Origin of the sequence: Shewanella sp. ANA-3 (genome assembly GCF_000203935.1) — a bacterium.
In the GTDB taxonomy this organism is placed as follows: Bacteria; Pseudomonadota; Gammaproteobacteria; order Enterobacterales; family Shewanellaceae; genus Shewanella.
Genome location: NC_008577.1, coordinates 3,420,996 through 3,438,497, shown reverse-complemented (window position 1 = coordinate 3,438,497; position 17,502 = coordinate 3,420,996). Strand labels below are relative to the sequence as shown.

The 17,502-nt window shown below is 47.4% G+C and carries 14 protein-coding genes; 6 read left to right on the top strand and 8 right to left on the bottom strand.

Features of this window, described 5'->3' with window-relative positions; all coding sequences use genetic code 11:
• Positions 1-357 precede the first annotated feature (357 nt).
• On the bottom strand, positions 358-843 hold the full coding sequence (locus SHEWANA3_RS15115) for a glutathione peroxidase (RefSeq protein ID WP_011717743.1): 486 nt from the start codon (positions 841-843) through the stop codon (positions 358-360).
• A gap of 147 nt (positions 844-990) precedes the next feature.
• Between SHEWANA3_RS15115 and SHEWANA3_RS15110 the strand changes: the two genes are divergently transcribed.
• The 3 genes from SHEWANA3_RS15110 to SHEWANA3_RS15100 all read left to right on the top strand — a co-directional run bounded on the left by SHEWANA3_RS15110 (position 991) and on the right by SHEWANA3_RS15100 (position 3,602).
• Positions 991-2,361, top strand: a complete 1,371-nt coding sequence (locus SHEWANA3_RS15110; RefSeq protein WP_011717742.1) for a magnesium transporter — start codon at positions 991-993, stop codon at positions 2,359-2,361.
• Positions 2,362-2,389: 28 nt separating this feature from the next.
• Positions 2,390-2,899: a GNAT family N-acetyltransferase gene (locus tag SHEWANA3_RS15105; protein ID WP_011717741.1), complete on the top strand. Its 510-nt coding sequence runs from the start codon at positions 2,390-2,392 to the stop codon at positions 2,897-2,899.
• Positions 2,900-3,062: 163 nt separating this feature from the next.
• Positions 3,063-3,602 carry a YfaZ family protein gene (locus SHEWANA3_RS15100; protein WP_011717740.1) on the top strand — a complete coding sequence of 180 codons (540 nt, stop codon included), beginning with the start codon at positions 3,063-3,065 and terminating at the stop codon, positions 3,600-3,602.
• A gap of 53 nt (positions 3,603-3,655) precedes the next feature.
• Here the strand turns inward: SHEWANA3_RS15100 and SHEWANA3_RS15095 are convergent, their stop codons facing one another.
• Positions 3,656-4,507, bottom strand: a complete 852-nt coding sequence (locus SHEWANA3_RS15095; RefSeq protein ID WP_011717739.1) for a DMT family transporter — start codon at positions 4,505-4,507, stop codon at positions 3,656-3,658.
• A 197-nt stretch (positions 4,508-4,704) separates the two neighbouring features.
• Between SHEWANA3_RS15095 and SHEWANA3_RS15090 the strand changes: the two genes are divergently transcribed.
• Positions 4,705-6,372, top strand: a complete 1,668-nt coding sequence (locus SHEWANA3_RS15090; RefSeq protein ID WP_011717738.1) for a diguanylate cyclase — start codon at positions 4,705-4,707, stop codon at positions 6,370-6,372.
• A gap of 104 nt (positions 6,373-6,476) precedes the next feature.
• On the opposite strand, the gene SHEWANA3_RS15085 is transcribed toward SHEWANA3_RS15090, so the two are convergent.
• From SHEWANA3_RS15085 to SHEWANA3_RS15065, 5 genes are all read right to left on the bottom strand, one after another.
• Entirely contained in the window at positions 6,477-9,602 is a 3,126-nt protein-coding gene (locus SHEWANA3_RS15085; protein WP_011717737.1) for an NAD(P)-binding protein, read from the bottom strand.
• A 240-nt stretch (positions 9,603-9,842) separates the two neighbouring features.
• Positions 9,843-10,001, bottom strand: coding sequence for a hypothetical protein (locus tag SHEWANA3_RS15080; protein WP_011626757.1), 159 nt, complete (start codon positions 9,999-10,001; stop codon positions 9,843-9,845).
• A 554-nt stretch (positions 10,002-10,555) separates the two neighbouring features.
• The gene (locus SHEWANA3_RS15075) at positions 10,556-11,929 is read right to left on the bottom strand and encodes an RsmB/NOP family class I SAM-dependent RNA methyltransferase (RefSeq protein WP_041412699.1); all 1,374 of its coding nucleotides are present in this window, start codon (positions 11,927-11,929) and stop codon (positions 10,556-10,558) included.
• A 176-nt stretch (positions 11,930-12,105) separates the two neighbouring features.
• On the bottom strand, positions 12,106-12,774 hold the full coding sequence (locus tag SHEWANA3_RS15070) for a glutathione binding-like protein (protein ID WP_011717735.1): 669 nt from the start codon (positions 12,772-12,774) through the stop codon (positions 12,106-12,108).
• Positions 12,775-12,835: 61 nt separating this feature from the next.
• Positions 12,836-13,462, bottom strand: a complete 627-nt coding sequence (locus SHEWANA3_RS15065; RefSeq protein WP_011717734.1) for a glutathione S-transferase — start codon at positions 13,460-13,462, stop codon at positions 12,836-12,838.
• A gap of 155 nt (positions 13,463-13,617) precedes the next feature.
• On the opposite strand from SHEWANA3_RS15065, the gene SHEWANA3_RS15060 reads away from it, so the two are divergent.
• A complete protein-coding gene (locus SHEWANA3_RS15060; protein WP_011717733.1) occupies positions 13,618-14,229 on the top strand; it encodes a TetR/AcrR family transcriptional regulator in 612 nt (203 codons plus the stop codon).
• Positions 14,230-14,291: 62 nt separating this feature from the next.
• On the opposite strand, the gene SHEWANA3_RS15055 is transcribed toward SHEWANA3_RS15060, so the two are convergent.
• Complete coding sequence (locus tag SHEWANA3_RS15055) at positions 14,292-14,999, bottom strand: DUF2461 domain-containing protein (RefSeq protein ID WP_011717732.1); 708 nt, start codon at positions 14,997-14,999, stop codon at positions 14,292-14,294.
• 230 nt (positions 15,000-15,229) lie between these two features.
• Here SHEWANA3_RS15055 and SHEWANA3_RS15050 point away from each other — a divergent pair, with 230 nt between their 5' ends.
• Complete coding sequence (locus SHEWANA3_RS15050) at positions 15,230-17,443, top strand: TonB-dependent receptor (protein WP_011717731.1); 2,214 nt, start codon at positions 15,230-15,232, stop codon at positions 17,441-17,443.
• Positions 17,444-17,502: the final 59 nt, after the last annotated feature.

The window sequence follows — 17,502 nt, the reverse complement described above, 5'->3', positions numbered from 1 at the left end:
TGTTAATCCTTACATATAGTCAGACTAAGACCTTTTGATAAAGTTCAGTTGGCGGCTAAAAAATTTTAAATTTATTTTTGGCCTTGCTGGCCTCAGCATATTGAGCTGTTGGTGCGTAGCTACATTTATTTTACATATAAAACATAGGCATAAAAAAAGGCAACCAATCGGTTGCCTAGTGACCTATTCCTAGGTCAAGGGGGCTGCGCTAGAAGCCCCAGGGAGAATGATGAACATGAAAAAGACATTCGCTGTTCAATATGTTTGAGGGGCTTATAGAATTAAAGTTCCATCGAAAATAAAAAATAACTTAAATTTTTTATTTAATAATAAAATTTCAATAGGATAGCGTGTGGATTATTTTAAAAGCGCTTCTATCTTGTCACTAATGGCCTCTGGTTTTGTGGTTGGCGCAAAGCGAGCGACCACTTCGCCCTGACGATTAATTAAGAATTTAGTGAAATTCCACTTAATGCGTTCTGTGCCTAATACGCCCGGCGCGGCTTTTTTTAGGTACTGATATAAAGGGTGAGTGTGCTCACCGTTTACCTCTATTTTCGAAAACAGCGGAAAACTCACGCCAAAGTTGAGTTCACAAAAACTTTGGATGCCTTTCTCATCAGCTTTTTCTTGGGCACCAAACTGATTGCATGGGAAGCCTAAAACCACCAATCCCTGTGATTTATATTTTTGATAGAGCGCTTCTAAGCCCTTGTACTGTGGTGTAAAACCGCACTCACTGGCGGTATTCACAATTAAGATCACTTTGCCTTGATATTGTGCCAGTGCCGTTGGATTGCCTTGAATGTCGTTTGCGCTATGGCTATAGATAGTCGATGTCATCATTACCTCCTTAGGTGTGGTGATTAGCATAAATAATAGTTTGGTTGTTATCAATTTATTTGTGTACAATTTATTTTGTGGATTTGCTAATCTTCTTCAATATCAATATAGTTACGCTAATTTTTATCTCAGCAGAAGGGCGTTTATGTGACTGAACATGAAGCCGAATACGAAACAAACACACAGGCCGATGTCGGGCAGGTTGTTCAGCAACTCACTGAAGTTGAAGGTGAAGAACAGGCTGAAGTGTTCAGTGAAATCTTAAATGAAGCTGAGCCTGGCACGGTTGCCTTAGTGCTGGAGTCTTTACCCTTAGACGAGCGTTACGAGCGTTGGCAACAGGTTGAGTTTAGTGACCGTGTGACAGTGCTGAGTTTAATGCGCGCCGATCCGCGTATGGGGATCCTAAAGCAGATGCCCGACAATGAGGTGGATCTGCTATTCGCGCAGCTTAGTCCTGAGGATTTGATTGAGTGGAGTGATTATCTCCCCGAAAGTTTTACCGACCGCGCCTTGGCGCAAATGGGCGAACGTCAGCGGCAGCGCTTCGAGCTGTACGACCAATACTCTGAAAATGAGATTGGTCGTTATACCGATCATCAAATGTTAGTGCTCAGCGATAAGGCTACTGTGGCTCAGGCGCAGCGGTTTTTCAGGCGAATCGAACTCGACTGTAACGACAACTTATTTATTGTCGATGAGGCGGATAAATATCTCGGTACGGTAAGACGTTATGATATTTTCAAGCATTACCCCTCTGAGCCGCTGATTTCACTGTTATCGGAAGACAGCCGTGCCTTAACTGCGGATACCACGCTACTCGATGCCGCCGAGGCGATAGAACATAGCCGTGAAATTGAGTTACCCGTTATCGATGAGGCGGGGGAGCTGATTGGCCGTGTCACCCTAAGGGCCGCCACCGCCTTAGTGCGTGAACATTACGAAGCGCAATTAATGGCGACCGCGGGTATGGATGAGTCCGACGACTTATTCGCCCCGATCATCAAAGGTGCGCAGCGCCGCGCCGTATGGTTAGGGATTAACTTACTCACGGCATTTTTGGCCTCGGCAACCATTGGGTTATTTGAGAATGTCTTATCTCAAGTGGTGGCACTTGCGGTGCTGATGCCGATAGTGGCATCCATGGGCGGGATTGCGGGGAGTCAGTCGCTCACCTTGATGATCCGCGGTATGGCGATGGGGCAGATTTCTGCGGGTAACTTATTCTCTTTAATGAAGAACGAGTTAGGCATTGGCTTAGTCAATGGCACCCTGTGGGCGATTGTGATTGGACTGGTGGCGGGCTGGTGGTTTGCCGACAGCACCATAGGCATAGTGATAGGCTGCGCGATTTTGATCAATATGGCGGTCGCGGCGTTGGCCGGGGTGTTTGTCCCTATGGTCTTGCAGCGATTTAACCAAGATGCGGCGCTCTCTGGCTCGGTGATTTTAACCACAGTGACCGATGTGGTGGGCTTTTTCACCTTCCTCGGTATGGCGACGATACTGTATCTCTAAGTGGCTTTTGGTTGTTTAACTCATTTGTATGAATCAAAACGATATTCAATTTGTCCTTTGCCAAAACGCAGCCGAATTAGCGGCTGCGGCGGCATTAATCGATCGGCGGGATGATAACGCGCATCCCCTCGACCATCAGTCCTTTACTCAGTCCCGCGCTGTCATATTGGCGAAAACCCTCGAGGGTGAGATGGTTGGCTGCGCGGCGATTAAGGCAGGTTCTGGCCCCGTGGGGGAACTCGGTTATCTGGTGGTCTCGCCTTTGTACCGTCGCCGTGGCATAGCCCAAGGGCTTACTCTTAAGCGGATTGAAGTGGCTAAAGCACAGGGGATTGCCCTGTTATTTGCCACCATTCGAGATGAGAACAATGCCAGTCGAGTGAATTTACTCAAAGCTGGATTTCACTTTTGGCGGAACTATTTAAGTATTAGAGGCACTGGGAATACCGTAGGTTGGTATTACTTAGCTTTGCAGGAAAGTGTCGATATCGACGGCATAATGCAATCTTTAGTTGGAGATCGGGTGCCTGCACCCTAAATGTTTTCGAGTTGTTTAATTTAGGTTTTATTGGTGTTTTTTACCGGTTTTCGTTTGGTTTCAAATTCAAAAATCTTCGCGACTCTCAACTAAATATGCAGATTTTCTTTTTTTATTCGGTATGATCCGCGCCATTACCCACAGTCATTATTGAGGTGTTTTTATGGCTAAGTTCAGAGTAGCAAGTGTCTTATTATTGAGTGCAGCCGCACTGCAGGTGAATGCGTCAGAATTTAATCTTGGGTTAAACAACGATGTGGTTTCTACCGAGTTAGAGCTGCAAGTGAATAAAGATGTCAATGCAGTATTAGGATATATTTATTCAGACGACAGTGGTCATATTGCCCAAGGCGCAATGCACATGACCCATGATGTTGGCGTACACCACTTCGAAGTCGGTGCTAAGTTAAGCCAGTTATGGGCAGATGATGCGCCAAACGGCAGTGCCGTGTCCGTGGGCGGTCGTTATGCCTTGGCGTTAGGGCCAAATATCTCTTTGCATGCCGCCGCTTACTATGCGCCATCGGTATTGTCTTTCGGTAATGTCGATGGTCAATACGAGTTAGATTCAAAGGTGCAGTACCGCGTGAACCCTAATATGGCGTTCTATGTGGGTTACCGTAAGATTGCCTTCGAATATGATCACGCCCGTGACTTTACCTTCGAAGATGGCGTTTATATCGGCGGTAAATTCCGCTTCTAATCTCGCCTTTATTGAGTGGCCCGTGGCCACTTTGATTTCAAAGCCGGCCAAGGTTAACTTCGCCGGCTTTTCCATTTGGCTTTCAGTTCACTGTAGCTTGGCAGGATGGAGGAAAAAATCACCAGTCCTATGCCAATACACACCACAATGCTTAAGTGCTCATCCAAAAACCACCAACCAAACAATGCGGCAAAAATAAGGCCTGTGTATTCCACTGGGGCCATTTGGCTGGCATCGGCGCGCCGATAGGCGTGGATGATGAGGTAGGTCATACCAATATAAAACAGCCCTAAGGTTAAGCCAACTTGGGCAACGGGCAGGCTAAAGTCGGCACCCTCGTACCAAGTTGCCGGTATCAGAAAAACCATCGCAAAGGCATTAGACCAAAAGAGTGTTGAAAAGGGATGCTCATGGGTTGAATATGCCTTCAAAATCAGGCTGTTTGTTGCCGAAGTCATGGCACCAAAAAAGGCTAGACCGATATAGAGGTTAAATTCCGTCGGCTGACTTATCAGCAAAATGCCCGTAAAACCAATAATCCCCGCAACGGTGCGACGATAACCAATACGCTCATTTAAAAAGAAGGCGGACATCAGCAACAGTAACAATGGCGAGGTATAGATCACCGCCGTCACGGTTGCGAGTGGTAAGTGTAATACCGCCAGCATAAAGATGGCATTGCCTAAGCCGATTAACAGCGCTCGGCTTAAGTGCACTTTGTAGAAGGGGCTTAACTTAAGGTTCCCCTGTAGGCGCCAGACAAAGGGAAGCACCAAAAGCGTGGCAAATAATTGGCGATAAAGCACAAGTTGAAATACGGGCGCATTGGTTTCAAGCAACTTAACCAATAGGTTGCCGCTGGCAATCAATAATTGTGCAGCTAAAATCATCAATAATGGTGCCATAGGTATCCAAGTGAACGTCTGATATTGAGGCTAAGGTGTTGTCCCTTAAGTTAACGACTAAAATATCATCATAAGGCACCCAATTGCCGACTAATTTAGTCTAATCAATTGTAAAAAATAAAATGTAGTCATAAAGTTAACACTTTAAATTGATTTTCTGCGTGGAACGAGACGCTGGTATATAAACTTAGATACCTATGAGTAAACCTAACTTGCAACATTTTTGGTGCTTTTTGCTGCTTCTTTGGACATTTAGTCCGTTTGCCCATAGCGCTGAAATTGCGTTGGATTCCCCCTATTTATTCCATGCCGATGCGAAACAGCTCCCTCCCGAGCATTTTAATGACGTGACCCAGTGGATGGGGCCACTTGAGGAGGCTCGGTCAGTCAGCCTTGCGGGCGGTGACTATTGGATGGTATCACCCGTGATGGTCAATAGCCGTCAAAGCCATTGGGTGGTGGATGCCAGTAATTCGATTGTGGAATCCGTTGATTATTGGTTACTTGGCAGTGATGGCTCAGTGCAAACGGCCCATAGTGGTTACTATGCGCCCTATGAATTTTTATTCGATTACGGCCGTAAAGTGCGGCTGAATATGGGGACCGATTATTGGTTAGTGACTCGGCTCAGTAGCCGCTATTATTCCTCCGCGCCCGAATTGGCTATAGAGTCGGAAGAAGTGCACCAGTTAACCAACGACCGTGTGGCCATGGCGATACTGATTTGTTTAGGGGGATTGCTCTTTATCGCTCTATACAATCTACTGATTTACATCTCTATTTTTGATAAAGCCTTCTTATACTATGGTCTTTATGTATTGACCTATTTTGGTGGCTGGGCACTGACCTTCCATTTACCGGCGCATCTATTTAACTTCCATCAGCTTGAATTACATCATCTGTTTTTTATCAGCTTGCCGATATTTAACATCATGTTCTACAAGCACTTCTTACAGTTACCTAGCTATTCGCCTAGATTATGGCGGCTTAGCCAATATTTATTAGTCGCGTGTATTTTAGCCTTGCCGACCAGTATTTGGTTATTGCCCTATACCGCGATTATTGCCTCTGTCTTAATCATGCTGTGGATTGCGTTAGCGATCACCTGTGGCAATGTGTGCTTGATGAAAGGCTTTGCCCCCGCGCGCTATTTCATCATGGCCTTTAGTTGTTTGCTGTTGCCTGCGGTGATTATTCTTCCGGGCAATATGGGGATCACCCCTGATTTTATTGAACATGCCGAGTTTGCGACACTACTGGGTGGCACTGTGGATGCTTTGCTGTTATCTCTTGCGTTAGCGAATAAGCTCAAACTGTTGGCCGAAGAGCGCAAGGCCCACATTGAAGAACTCGGTATCGCTTGGGAGAAGGCCAGACTCGATGGTTTAACTCGAGTCGGTAATCGTTATGCCTTTGATGAATATATGAATTCGCAATTAACCTTTGCCGATAAGGTTGTACAACCAACGGCCTTGGTGCTGCTTAATGTCGACAGTCTTAAAATGGTGAACGATACCTTAGGGCATCAGGAAGGAGACCGTTTACTGCAAAATCTAGTGCAGTTTTTACAGGCGACCAATATTGCTCACCTTAAGATTTACCGGATCAGCGGCGATGAATTTGTGCTTATTCTGCCCGCAAATGGCATGGGGATCTTAACCAGCAGCTTAAAGGGATTAACGGCGCAATTTGCCGCCGAAGGCTTAAAGGATTGTCAGTTTAGTTTTGGCTTTGCCATCAATAGCGATGTGGCCGAACCCCACGAGTGGCTACGCTGCGCCGACAGCAATTTGTATCAGTCACGAATGGAAAAACGTCGTCAAGAATTCGCCGATACCCGCGCGGGTGAGATAGTCTCTATTTAAAAAACGGCTTATTTAAAAGAGTCTCGATTTAAAAGACGGCCTATTTAAATTTGAATACACAATATCTGGATAAAAAGGGGCTGCATAACGCAGCCCCTTTGCATTTAGGCGAAGTCTTTTTCGCCTTTGATAATCGCCGGATGGCCGCAGATGGCTTTGGCGGTATGCATGCCCGCCATCGTCGCGGCCTCCACACAACCGGCATTGAGGCCAGTTTTAATCCAGTCACCCGTCATATACAGATTGTCGATACCTGTGCCATCCGTGGTGATCCTATATTGTGAGCTGCCTTCCACAGACAGGACATAACGCTCCGAAGGATCCACATTGGCGCGCCAATATTGGCTATCGAATCGCGCTTCGCCTTGGCGGTTTTGTTCATCGTGCAACCATTCCCAGGGGAAGGTGTCGCCAACCTGTTGCCACAGCTTATGAATTTCTGTATTGAGCTGATTGATGGCGCCAGCCTTGGCTTCGGCGGTTTTGCGCTGCTGGAAACCGATATCCGTGCGCGGAGGATAAGCATCCACAGGCAACGCCGAGCAGAAATAACTGGCATTTTTAGGCTCTATGCCGCGCCAGTCTTCTTTATCGAGCAATTGATCCATTGATGCCCACGTATCGAAGGGTTCGGTAAAGCCTGATAGGACAGGCTGCTCGCCATCCTCAGAATAGTTTGGCCAACCAATACCATTAAGATCTTGATTCATCCACAGTTGATAGGCTTGGGTCGCGACTGTTTGTACTTTGTCGACACAGGTTTTGAGCGCCGGACTCTGCGCCATCACCTCGCTCGCCACATGGGGGACTGATCCTAATGACAGACCAAAAATCACTTTGTCGAAGTCTACGCCTTTTTGCAGACGTTTTTTCGGTAGCGCTTGACCAAATTGCGCCTCGTACAGGTTGTCCCAATCGCTCCAGAAGTGCTCAAGATTAATGTCATGGGCTTTTAGCAATGCGGCTTGCTCTGGCTCGAGCTGATCATAATTGGGGGTGCTGGGCCAGCAGGCTAAACCTTTAACATCCACGAGTGGATTGTAGTCTTTAACCGAAGGCGCAAGAGCGACTTGTTCTGTGATTTCAATCGCTTGAATGCTGTTGTTGCGACATTCTAAATTATCGACCCGATTGAAGAAGTGGAAATTAACCCCGCGCCGTTTTAGCACTTCATAGTAGGGGGTAAAGACCACATCGCCCATACCCGCCTGCATTTTCCACATGACGCCGCCTTGATAACACAGGGCGATACGCAGCATGGAGCGAATAATGGTCCCCGCTTCGACATTCGGTTTGTCGAAGTTGCCTTTTTCGTAGGCAAATACCAGATCATAAAAACCACGTACCGGCGCGCTGTCGACCGTGTATTTTTGGCTGGCACCGTGTTTGGTTAACCATTCGCGGTAATCGTAGTCGTTGATGGCGTCGAAACCCTTTTCGAACACATTATCGGCAAACATCCCTTTTAAGATGGTTAAACCTAAATCGACGGCGATATACAGATGGCGTAACTCGTCGTTAGTGTCTAAACGGTCGCTAAAGCGTTTAACCAGCCTTTGGTGCAGGGCATCGACGGCGGACTCGACCAAACCATCGTCACTCTCGCTGTGGACATGCTCATCACATTCACGGCCAATCATTTGATTAAAATGGCATTCGAGCTTGTCACCTAGGGCGTCTAGGGACTCCATCGCATCATCGACCGAATCCTCTAGCTTATCCTTCAGCCGTTCAAACCAGCCGATATCGAGCCAGTTTTTCGGTGTCGCCATAGCTTTTTCATCGGCGTCCAGCAGTGAGTCCATGTCCTTTAGCCATTCTTTTATCCAAGCAAAGGCGGCCTTAACTACCTTCCAGAAGGTTAAGGTTTCGGTACCATCTCCAGGGATCCCTGGGAGCGTTGGAAAGGTGATTGGCCAGCTAACGGAGCGACCATTAATTTCTTCCTGCAGCACAATAAAATTATGGGGTTTAAAGGCATCGAAGAAGGTCGCCAGTGGCGCTTCGGGCGGGCGGTCTAGTTCTTCGTAGGCTTTACGCATCAAGGCGCAGGCATTTTGGTAAAAACCAAACCAGATATGCAGGCCATGCTCTTCAATCCGTTGCCCCATCGCAGCATTACGGCCACTTGCGCCCTTGCCGCCGATACGCCAGCCTAATTGATAGACATCAATCTCATATTGATTCTGCCAGCCGGGTCTGTCTGTGAGATAACAGGCGGCGGTCATGGCGGCGACACCTCCGCCGAGAATGGCAATTTTTTGTTTTTTGACTTCAGAGTTATCGACCAGCACTTCGCCCGGTGGCACTTCAAAATCAAAGTTCACATGGTAGGGCAGTAATACATGCTGTTCGCCCACCTCGACGCCTAGGGTCTCTTTGAGTGGGAAGCTGGCGTTATCAAAAATGGTGGCAACAAAGTCATTTTCCAACAGGGCGACACTGTGCACTTTGTTGACCCGTGCGGGCGCCGCGGTAATCGCCTGATAAACCGCTTTTTGGCCTGAAGCATCCGGAAACTGTTTTAAAAACACTTGGTCGATGGCAGGCTTAAACAGCAAATGAAACAGTTGCTCCTCACCGAGTTTATCCAGCTCTGGAATAAAATCCGTTTGTTCTTTAAAGAGTTGCCAGGTTTGGGCTATGGCCTCTAGCGTGGTGAGCTGCGCCTCGGGCTTGGCATTGCAATTCACCTCAATCAGCGGGTGCATGGCAAGCTCAGTGTCAGGGCTAAAGTGTAAGAAGCTCTTTGTTGCCAAGGAGAGCCGGGTTAATGGCTCACCGACCGCGGGCATAGTGTATTCACACAAATACTTGGGATAACCGAACAACTCGCGACCATTGATCAGGGCCATCGCATCATTTACCCAAATATGCAGCGGCTGAAAATACACATGGCTGATGGCTGTGCTGTTGCTATTGTCTTGGCGACCGACCATGACCCAAGTGATGATGTCGGTTTCTTGGATCCAACCCTTGGCCCTGTCGGTTGGGTCCTCTGAATAGGCTTTCTCGATTTGGGTAAAGGTTGTCAGTACATAGGGCGATAGCACTTTAAAGTACATGGCGCTTCCGGCCACTTGATTGAGGGTTTTATCAATGGAGCGCTGCAGATTGGCGAGTTTTCCCTTGAGGAAAAAACCGTACATATCGGCTTTATTCAACACTAAGGGCGAGTGCATCAACATACTGCCTGGGGGATAGATAAAATCGGGGCGTTGTTTTTCCATGGGATCATCCTTTAAACCCGTAAAGATGTGTCAGGTGGTTTGGTAAACAAAAGGCGTTAATAAATCCTAAAGAGCATAGGGTAAATCAACTCATTAGCCTATTGATTTTACAATTGAATCAAAACGGGAAGGATGAAAGATAACTTGGACTAACTAGCAAGTTGGAGGTTATCCAACTTGCTGGGATTTGACTGGCTTATTAAAGCACGAATTTGCTAAGGCAAACGGGTAATTTATCGGTTACTTCGATTTATGCTGATAGAAATCCACCTCTGCATCATCTGAATAACGGCGCTTAGTATCCCTGCGACGTTGTTTTACGCGTTTGTTTTTTTGCTTACCTTTGACGTTATCGCCCCATGGCGCATCATCGTCGTCAAATTCATAGGAGTGTGACATGGTCAAAATTCCAAAAATACCTGTGCCATTCTCAGCACTCGATCTTTTTACCCAAAGGTGAGATTAAGCTAAAGCGAAATATTTAATCACTGATGGTGAAAAGTTTTGTCCAAGAAGGGGCGATACGACTCAATGTAATTGCGTTAGCGATTTTACCCCGCGCCGTAGGGTTTATCTTGATGATTATTAAATGAATAAGTGGAAAAGCACATTCATATTGTATGGAAGCAAAAAGAATGGCACTCAAAATATGAGTGCCAAGTTCTGATAAAAAATAAGGAGTTAGTGCTAGGGCGTGTTGACGTTTCGAGATTAGATTTTGTTCGTTCTGGCAAGCACGTGCTCGCGAAACGAGGAATGATGTGTAGTTATTCTACTCAAATGACGAGTGACAAAGAGCAAGGGCTTGCCAGACGAACCCTTCGGGCAGCATTTGGCTGGCTTTTCTGCCGCGTTATCGTCCGTTTATGTAGAATAACTACACTGCACGGACTTTGCCTTGCATAAAAGCCAGCCAAACTGCTGAAAAAATAACCCTGAAACGTCAACACGCCCTAATAATTGCGCTGCATGCGCGCCACAAACATTCCATCTGTGTTGGCCTCGAAGGGCCACACGGTCAACATTTTTGTTTGTTCGCCGGTAAAGGGGTGGCGGATCGGCACTAAGCTGAATTCGGGATGTTGTTGTAAAAAGGCGGAAACCACTTGCTCATTTTCAACAGGCGACAATGAGCAAGTGGCATAGACTAAGCTTCCGCCCTGTTTTACCGCCTTGCTGCTGCGGCTTAAAATATCCAGCTGGAGAGTGGCTTTATCAGTGACGGCATCGAGGCTGTCGAGCCAGCGCATATCGGGATTACGGCGCCAGGTGCCCGTGCAGCTACAGGGCGCGTCGACTAATACCCCATCAAAATGGTTGGCATCGACCGGCAGCGCATCACTGCGCCAGCGAGCAATGCTGATGCCATCAAACCTTGCCCTCTGGGCACGTTTGCTGAGTTCTTCTAAGGCGTGGGCGCGAATATCCGACGACACAATTGAGCCTACTAATGGGTTTTGCTTAGTCGCGGCCGTTTGCATCAGTGATCGCAATTGCAGGGTTTTTCCGCCTGCGCCACTGCAGGCATCCCACCAGTGTTGCCAGGGATCTGGTGCACAAATTTGACCTATTACTTGCGAGGCTAAATCCTGGATCTCAATTTTGCCCTCTTTATAGAGTGATATTTCATTGAGATTCATGCTCTTAGTGCCAAGGTTAAAGGCATCTGCAAAATACGGGCTGAGGCTCGCATCAATCTCTAGCGCTTGCAGTTGTTTAACTGCCGTTTGGCTGTCTATTCCCTGCGCACGTCCCCAAATCGGTGGGCGGCTAGACATGGCTTCGATGAGATTTGGACGTAGCTCTGCGGCAATTGGGCATACCTGCCAAAACCATTCGGGTAATAAATCTGTGAGTTCGAAGGACACTTCGGGAAATTGCTGCCGTACCAGTGCTAACTTATCCGTTAATCTGTTAACGCTAAGAGATTGAAGTTGTTGATAATCAACTGGCGATTGGGCGAGTTCATGCCAAGCTTGGGCGATATCCTGCCATGGATGGGCTTCGATTAAGGCGCTCGCACTGAGCATGGCAAAAAATTGGGGCGCCTGTTGATGATCGCCCGTGGCTTTAAACCAGCCCCACCAACGGAACAGGCTAAATAAGGATTCGCGGATCACTTTGCGATCCTTTGAGCCGTGCTTTTTATGTTCCCTAAAGTAGTTCGCAAGCACTCGGTCGGCGGGTTGCTTGGTATTTAAAATCTCATCGAACAATAACTTAATGGTATTGGCATAACTTAAACCGCGTTTTTGCGCGAGGGTTTGCGGTTCGATATTCACTGTTGATGCCATGATTGCTGATGATAAGCCGTTTGGATTGCCCATAAAGTTAGCCTGAAAAGGGGCTCGGCCGAATGACATTCATCCGATGGGATGAATATGGCCAAGCAAATCAATAAGTGGCGCAGAGTGTAGCAGTTTTACGTATCGCTAGCAGTAAAAAAGCCCCAATGCTGAGTTGGGGCTTGATGGGGAAAACGAATGCGTTAGGAAGTGATGACCTACTTAGTCACCATCTTCTGGATTTGCTTAGCGCGCTCTTCATCACTCAAGACCGAAGGCGGAGGGGTCACTATGCCTTTTTGGCAAGCGGGGCGCAGGGCTAGCTCGTCTAACCAACGCTGTAAGTGAGTGAGTCCTTGCATATTGATGCCGCTCCATTCATGGATGCGAACCCAAGGCCAAGTCGCGATATCGGCAATGGTGTATTCATCACCGGCCAGATATTGATGTTTGGCTAACTGGGTATTCATTACCTCAAACAAACGTCGGCCTTCTTTTTGGTAACGTTCAATGGCCGCGGGAATTTTTTCAGGGAAGTAACGGTAAAACACGTTAGCTTGACCCATCATTGGGCCGACACCGCTCATTTGGAACATGAGCCATTGAATGACCTGTGAGCGCTTTTTAGGATCGGCTGGTAAGAACTTACCGGTTTTTTCCGCCAGATACAGAAGAATTGCGCCGGACTCGAACACCACAAAGTCCTCGTTATCTCGGTCGATAATGGCCGGAATACGGCCATTGGGGTTAATGGCGAGAAACTCAGGCTGTTTCTGTTCGTTAGTGTTGAAATCTAGCTTATGCACTCGGTAGTCGAGACCCATTTCTTCGAGCGCGATGGAAATTTTAAAACCGTTCGGGGTCGCGGCGGTATATAAATCAATCATAGTTATCCCTTAAGTCTTAACTGGTTAATGCTTAACTTGGGTACCCAATAGGGCATCGCTGTCAGTTTTTTGGGGTAAGCGACACTATCGCAGGGCGCTGGGCCACTGTCGAAAACCATGCCTGAATGTGGGGCAAGGTGTCATCCACTAGAATATCTAAGTTTTTAATAAAGCTAATAAAAACGTATGCAGAAATATCGGCAATCGTAAAGTTATCGCTCGCCACATAGCTTGATTTGGCTAATTGTTGGTCTAAGGTCGGCAGGAAGTCAATGATCCGTTGGCGTGATTCTGCGCCCCAGGCTTCGACACAATTTTCCCTGTCTTTGTAAATACCCGTCAGGTTTCTAAAGGCTTGAAAGCCGACCATCAACCCTTGTAGCTCGATAATGCGCTGCCACATTTCGACTCTGGCACGCTCTAGTGGACTATTACCAAAGAGTGATGTTGCACTTGGATGGATTTCTTCTAAGTAGCGGCAAATAGCAACGGATTCACATAGATAGCTACCATCATCGAGTTCGAGCAGGGGAATACGGCCGTTTAAGCTTTTGGCTTTAAATTCAGGGCTGAGGTTTTCGCCGCCGCGAATGTCTACATTCACACGTGGGATGTTGATGCCTTTTTCGGCGAGGAAAATACTCACGCGTCTTGCACTTGGCGTAGGGGCTAATTCATAAAGCTTCATGCTCTTTCCTTCTGTGAATCTGTAAGTTTGGCCAAATAGGGCTTTAACGGAACGATCGGTTAGGATAGAATTTACGCCATATCTAAACGGTCAGTCAAGAATGTTTTTACCCCGTGATATTCCGTTTAATGCAGGCATCAATCTAGGTTTGGACCATGGCACGCAGTTGTAATTTTGATAGACAGGAAAAGCTTATCCAGGCGATGGAGCTGTTTTGGCAGAAGGGATTTGCCGAGACCTCGATTGCCGATCTGGTCGAACACTTAGGGATTAATCGCTTCAGCTTGTATAACAGTTTTGGTGATAAACAGAGCTTGTACCGCGAATCCCTGCGCTTTTATCTCGACCATTATTCCTTCGGCGCGAAGGAGCAAATTCTGCACGCACAGGCTGGGCTGAGTGAAATCTTGACCTATTTAGCGCGATTTGTGGCCTTGCAGCGTGAGCAAGAGTACGGCTGCTTTATGCAGAATGCGGTGATGGAAAAATGCCTCGACGATGACTGCGTGCAGCAGGAGTGCCAGCGTTTATTTGCCCAGTTGCTGACTAATTTCACCGATGTTTTACGCTACAGTCAGCTGCAGGGCGAGTTGCCTCAATCGGTTCAACCTGAGTCGCTCGCGGCTTTTTTAGTGCTTCAATTACAAGGGATTAGAGTGCTAGGCAAAGCGAAGGAGTACGTCCTGTTGGATAATGCATTTAAGGTTTTAAGAGAATACCTTACGAGTCTCGCATTAACGCCACTTAAACCCGTCGATGTGAAATAGCCCTTAAGCAAAACCGAAAAGCATGAGGCCAAGTGAATGCTTGGCCTCGTCAACAGCAAAAACTAAAAGTCTAATTCGAGGGCGAAGCACAAGTAGGCCATCAATTGGCTACAGTGGGCGAATTGTTCGGCGCAGTAGCGGGCGGCATCGGCTTGGCAGAGTCGCTCGAAGGGGATTGGTTTTAGCGCGATAAAGTCCTTACGTTTCAGCTCGTCTAGCATTGGGTGATGTTTATCGAATCCCTTAGGCGGGCGAGTCAAACTATCACCATCCATCACAAATCCTTGACTGGTTAAGGTCTGCAGCGCCTTTTTATAGCCGTTGGGGTTTTCATCGATACAAGTCCGAATGGCATTCAGCACCTTGGATTCGGGATGCCAAATACCGGCGGCAATAAAACATCCATCCTCGGCAATGTGTAAATACAGCCCTGGTGCATGCACATCTTTGCCCTGAAAATGCCGAAACTGGATCCCCACATTGGTCTTGTAGGGCGTTTTGTCGTTGCTAAAGCGGCTATCGCGCTGTGGGCGCATTAAGCTGCCACCGACTTTTTTGGCAACCGCCGTTAATCTTGGGGAAATAGCAACAATATCGGGCTGAATTTGCTCGATAAAACGCAGCGCAGGGGTTCTGACCTTACTTTCATATTCTTCCTGATGGGCTTTAAACCAGTCACGGGAGTTATTGAGCGCCAGCAGTTTGAGAAAATCTAAGCTGGCGGCCGTAAATGCCAACTCGGTTTGGGGTTGTGCGGTTCGCTTAGTCATGTCCATAAAACCTTTGAGGTGCTTGAGACTGGGATTCCGACCGTTAATCAAAACAGGCTAGTGCGAGTTGAACAAATGCGCGTGGATATTGCAAATTCTTCGAGCATTTCCCTGCAGTTACCATCAGTTTGTGATTTACATGTAAAGCTAGGTGAGAATTATTCTCATCTTTGGCTTTGATGCCTATAATGCCGCCCTATTTTTTACACTATGTAACAGGGGATGGGGAGATGGGATATCAACCTAAGAGCAGGATATCAAAAGCAATCATGGGCTGTTTGGGCTTAAGCGTATTACCCGCGTTGCCACTCAATGCCAAGGAAGTATTGGGAGCGCCTAAGGTCGAGCCAATCGAGATTTTACAAGTACATGGCCAGCAATACCGCCGAGCGACCACAATGACTAAGCCGGGCGAGGCGATCATCTCGATGGAGCAGATTGAAGAGATGCAAGCGACCACATTTGCTGAAGTCATCGATGATATGGCTGGTGCCCATATTGATGGCGGGACTCGCAGTGGTGGCGAGCGCATCAACCTGTGGGGATTTGGCGAAACCGAAGATTTTAATATTTATGTCGATAACGCCCCCGTGGGATTTGAGCAGTATCGTTATGGCTCGTTCTTCTTAGATCCCGATTTAATCAAGCGAGTCGAAGTGATTAAAGGGGCCCACGATGTCCGCTCGGGTAATGGCGGATTTGGCGGCTCCATGTATGTTGTGACTAAATCTGCCGATGATTTTTTAAATTACAATCAAAACGTTGGTGCCCGAATCAAAGCCAGTTACGCCAGTAATAACGACGCCCAAAGCTACACAGGAACCCTTTATGGACGAGCTAATAAACAACTTTCAGGTTTATTGCATGTCACTCGCCGTGATGCGGGGGATGTGACGCTTGCCAATGGTGACGAATTTGAATACTCAGGTTATGAGCAAAATAATTACCTCGGCAAACTGGATTACGAGCAGGGCGACCATCAACTCATGCTGAGCCTGACCCATTATCTCGACGAAGGGCGTAAGCCATGGGCCAATCGTCGTGGACCTATGCCCGCAATTTCTGACTACAACATCCGTAAATATGGCTCCTATGAACAGGCGCTCTATGCCACCACGGCCTACAACACCTATGAAGACAATACTTGGTCGGCGAATTATCGCTATTCACCGAGTAATCCTTTAATTGATACCCAGATAGTGATTTCTCATTCTGCCAATGCGCGTCACTGGATCAGGCCGCCAATCGCGTGGGAAAAGATGACCGTCTCAGTCGGCAATTTCGGCCATGAATCTTGGTTGGATTACAAGCGTGACTACATTGACATCAACAACTTAAGTGTTATTGGGGATCATGAGATCACCACGGGGTTGCAGTTCCGCAGTCTCGATAGGGATTCAATGGTGTTTAACAAAAGTTATGAGAAAAATCCCGAGAAAAACTACGGTTGGTACACCCCTTACTATCAGCCCGAAGGGCGTCAGGATACCTATGCAGTGTATTTGCGCGATGCGATTAGTGTGACAGATGAGCTGACTATTACTCCTTCGCTACGCTATGACTTTATCTACAGCATTGGCCGTCCCAACATTGCCCCCGATTACAACGATATCGAGGCAGGGCACGACTACAGCTCGACCCACCATTCGGGCTTTTCACCGCGATTGGGAATCGACTACCAGTTAACTGCGAATACTCGAGTGAATTTCGATTACGCCTACAGTTTACAAGCGCCAGTGGTCGATGAAATCTATGCGGTGCAATACGCCAAGGCGAGCATTACCGGCACGAGTCGAGATATCGATGTAGAGCGTCTGCACGCCTTTAAACTGGGCTTGATGACACAGCAAATCAGCCTTTTTGCCGCCCAAGATACGCTTTCAACCCAAGTGACCCTCTTTGCTAACTTAGGGCGGGATGATATTGCCCAGCGCCGCGGGGCAAAGTCCGACCCCAATCAAGTGATTCAAAGTGGTTACACCAATCTTGACGGCTATGAGATCTACGGCGCCGATCTCGAGTCCCAATACCGTTATCAGGATTTCTTCAGTGACTTAGCCGTTTCTTGGTTACAGGGCGAACACAGGGGATCGCTCAGAGACAGCCAAGGCGAGGACGAATACCTTGCCAATATTGCGCCGCTGGATATTCGTCTGCGTGTGGGCATGTACATTACCGATGACATTTCAGTCGCTTGGCAAGGTACTTGGTACGATGCGCAGGATAATGTGCCTCAGGGGGATATCTTTAACGCTGAGTCCCCAAGTGAGAATTACTTCTTACAAAATATATATTTAGCCTACGAGCCTCAAGAAACACTGAAAGGGCTAAGTGTGCGCTTAATGGCAAAAAATCTGACGAACCAGCAAGTGACGCCGTTTCTGTCGGATGGCATCCCCGCGCCGGGGCGAGATGTCAGACTCAGTTTAGCTTATGAATTTTAAGGATTAAATGGCAATTTCAAGGATGGATAAACAGATAACTCATATAAAAAATAGGGTTA

What these genes read in the sequence shown, in the direction of transcription:
- SHEWANA3_RS15065 (WP_011717734.1), bottom strand. Translation starts at nt 13,462, where the DNA reads ATGAAGCTTTATGAATTAGCCCCTACGCCAAGTGCAAGACGCGTGAGT.
- SHEWANA3_RS15070 (WP_011717735.1), bottom strand. Translation starts at nt 12,774, where the DNA reads ATGATTGATTTATATACCGCCGCGACCCCGAACGGTTTTAAAATTTCC.
- SHEWANA3_RS15100 (WP_011717740.1), top strand. Translation starts at nt 3,063, where the DNA reads ATGGCTAAGTTCAGAGTAGCAAGTGTCTTATTATTGAGTGCAGCCGCA.
- SHEWANA3_RS15105 (WP_011717741.1), top strand. Translation starts at nt 2,390, where the DNA reads ATGAATCAAAACGATATTCAATTTGTCCTTTGCCAAAACGCAGCCGAA.
- SHEWANA3_RS15095 (WP_011717739.1), bottom strand. Translation starts at nt 4,507, where the DNA reads ATGGCACCATTATTGATGATTTTAGCTGCACAATTATTGATTGCCAGC.
- SHEWANA3_RS15080 (WP_011626757.1), bottom strand. Translation starts at nt 10,001, where the DNA reads ATGTCACACTCCTATGAATTTGACGACGATGATGCGCCATGGGGCGAT.
- SHEWANA3_RS15085 (WP_011717737.1), bottom strand. Translation starts at nt 9,602, where the DNA reads ATGGAAAAACAACGCCCCGATTTTATCTATCCCCCAGGCAGTATGTTG.
- SHEWANA3_RS15055 (WP_011717732.1), bottom strand. Translation starts at nt 14,999, where the DNA reads ATGACTAAGCGAACCGCACAACCCCAAACCGAGTTGGCATTTACGGCC.
- SHEWANA3_RS15075 (WP_041412699.1), bottom strand. Translation starts at nt 11,929, where the DNA reads ATGGGCAATCCAAACGGCTTATCATCAGCAATCATGGCATCAACAGTG.
- SHEWANA3_RS15050 (WP_011717731.1), top strand. Translation starts at nt 15,230, where the DNA reads ATGGGATATCAACCTAAGAGCAGGATATCAAAAGCAATCATGGGCTGT.
- SHEWANA3_RS15060 (WP_011717733.1), top strand. Translation starts at nt 13,618, where the DNA reads ATGGCACGCAGTTGTAATTTTGATAGACAGGAAAAGCTTATCCAGGCG.
- SHEWANA3_RS15090 (WP_011717738.1), top strand. Translation starts at nt 4,705, where the DNA reads ATGAGTAAACCTAACTTGCAACATTTTTGGTGCTTTTTGCTGCTTCTT.
- SHEWANA3_RS15115 (WP_011717743.1), bottom strand. Translation starts at nt 843, where the DNA reads ATGACATCGACTATCTATAGCCATAGCGCAAACGACATTCAAGGCAAT.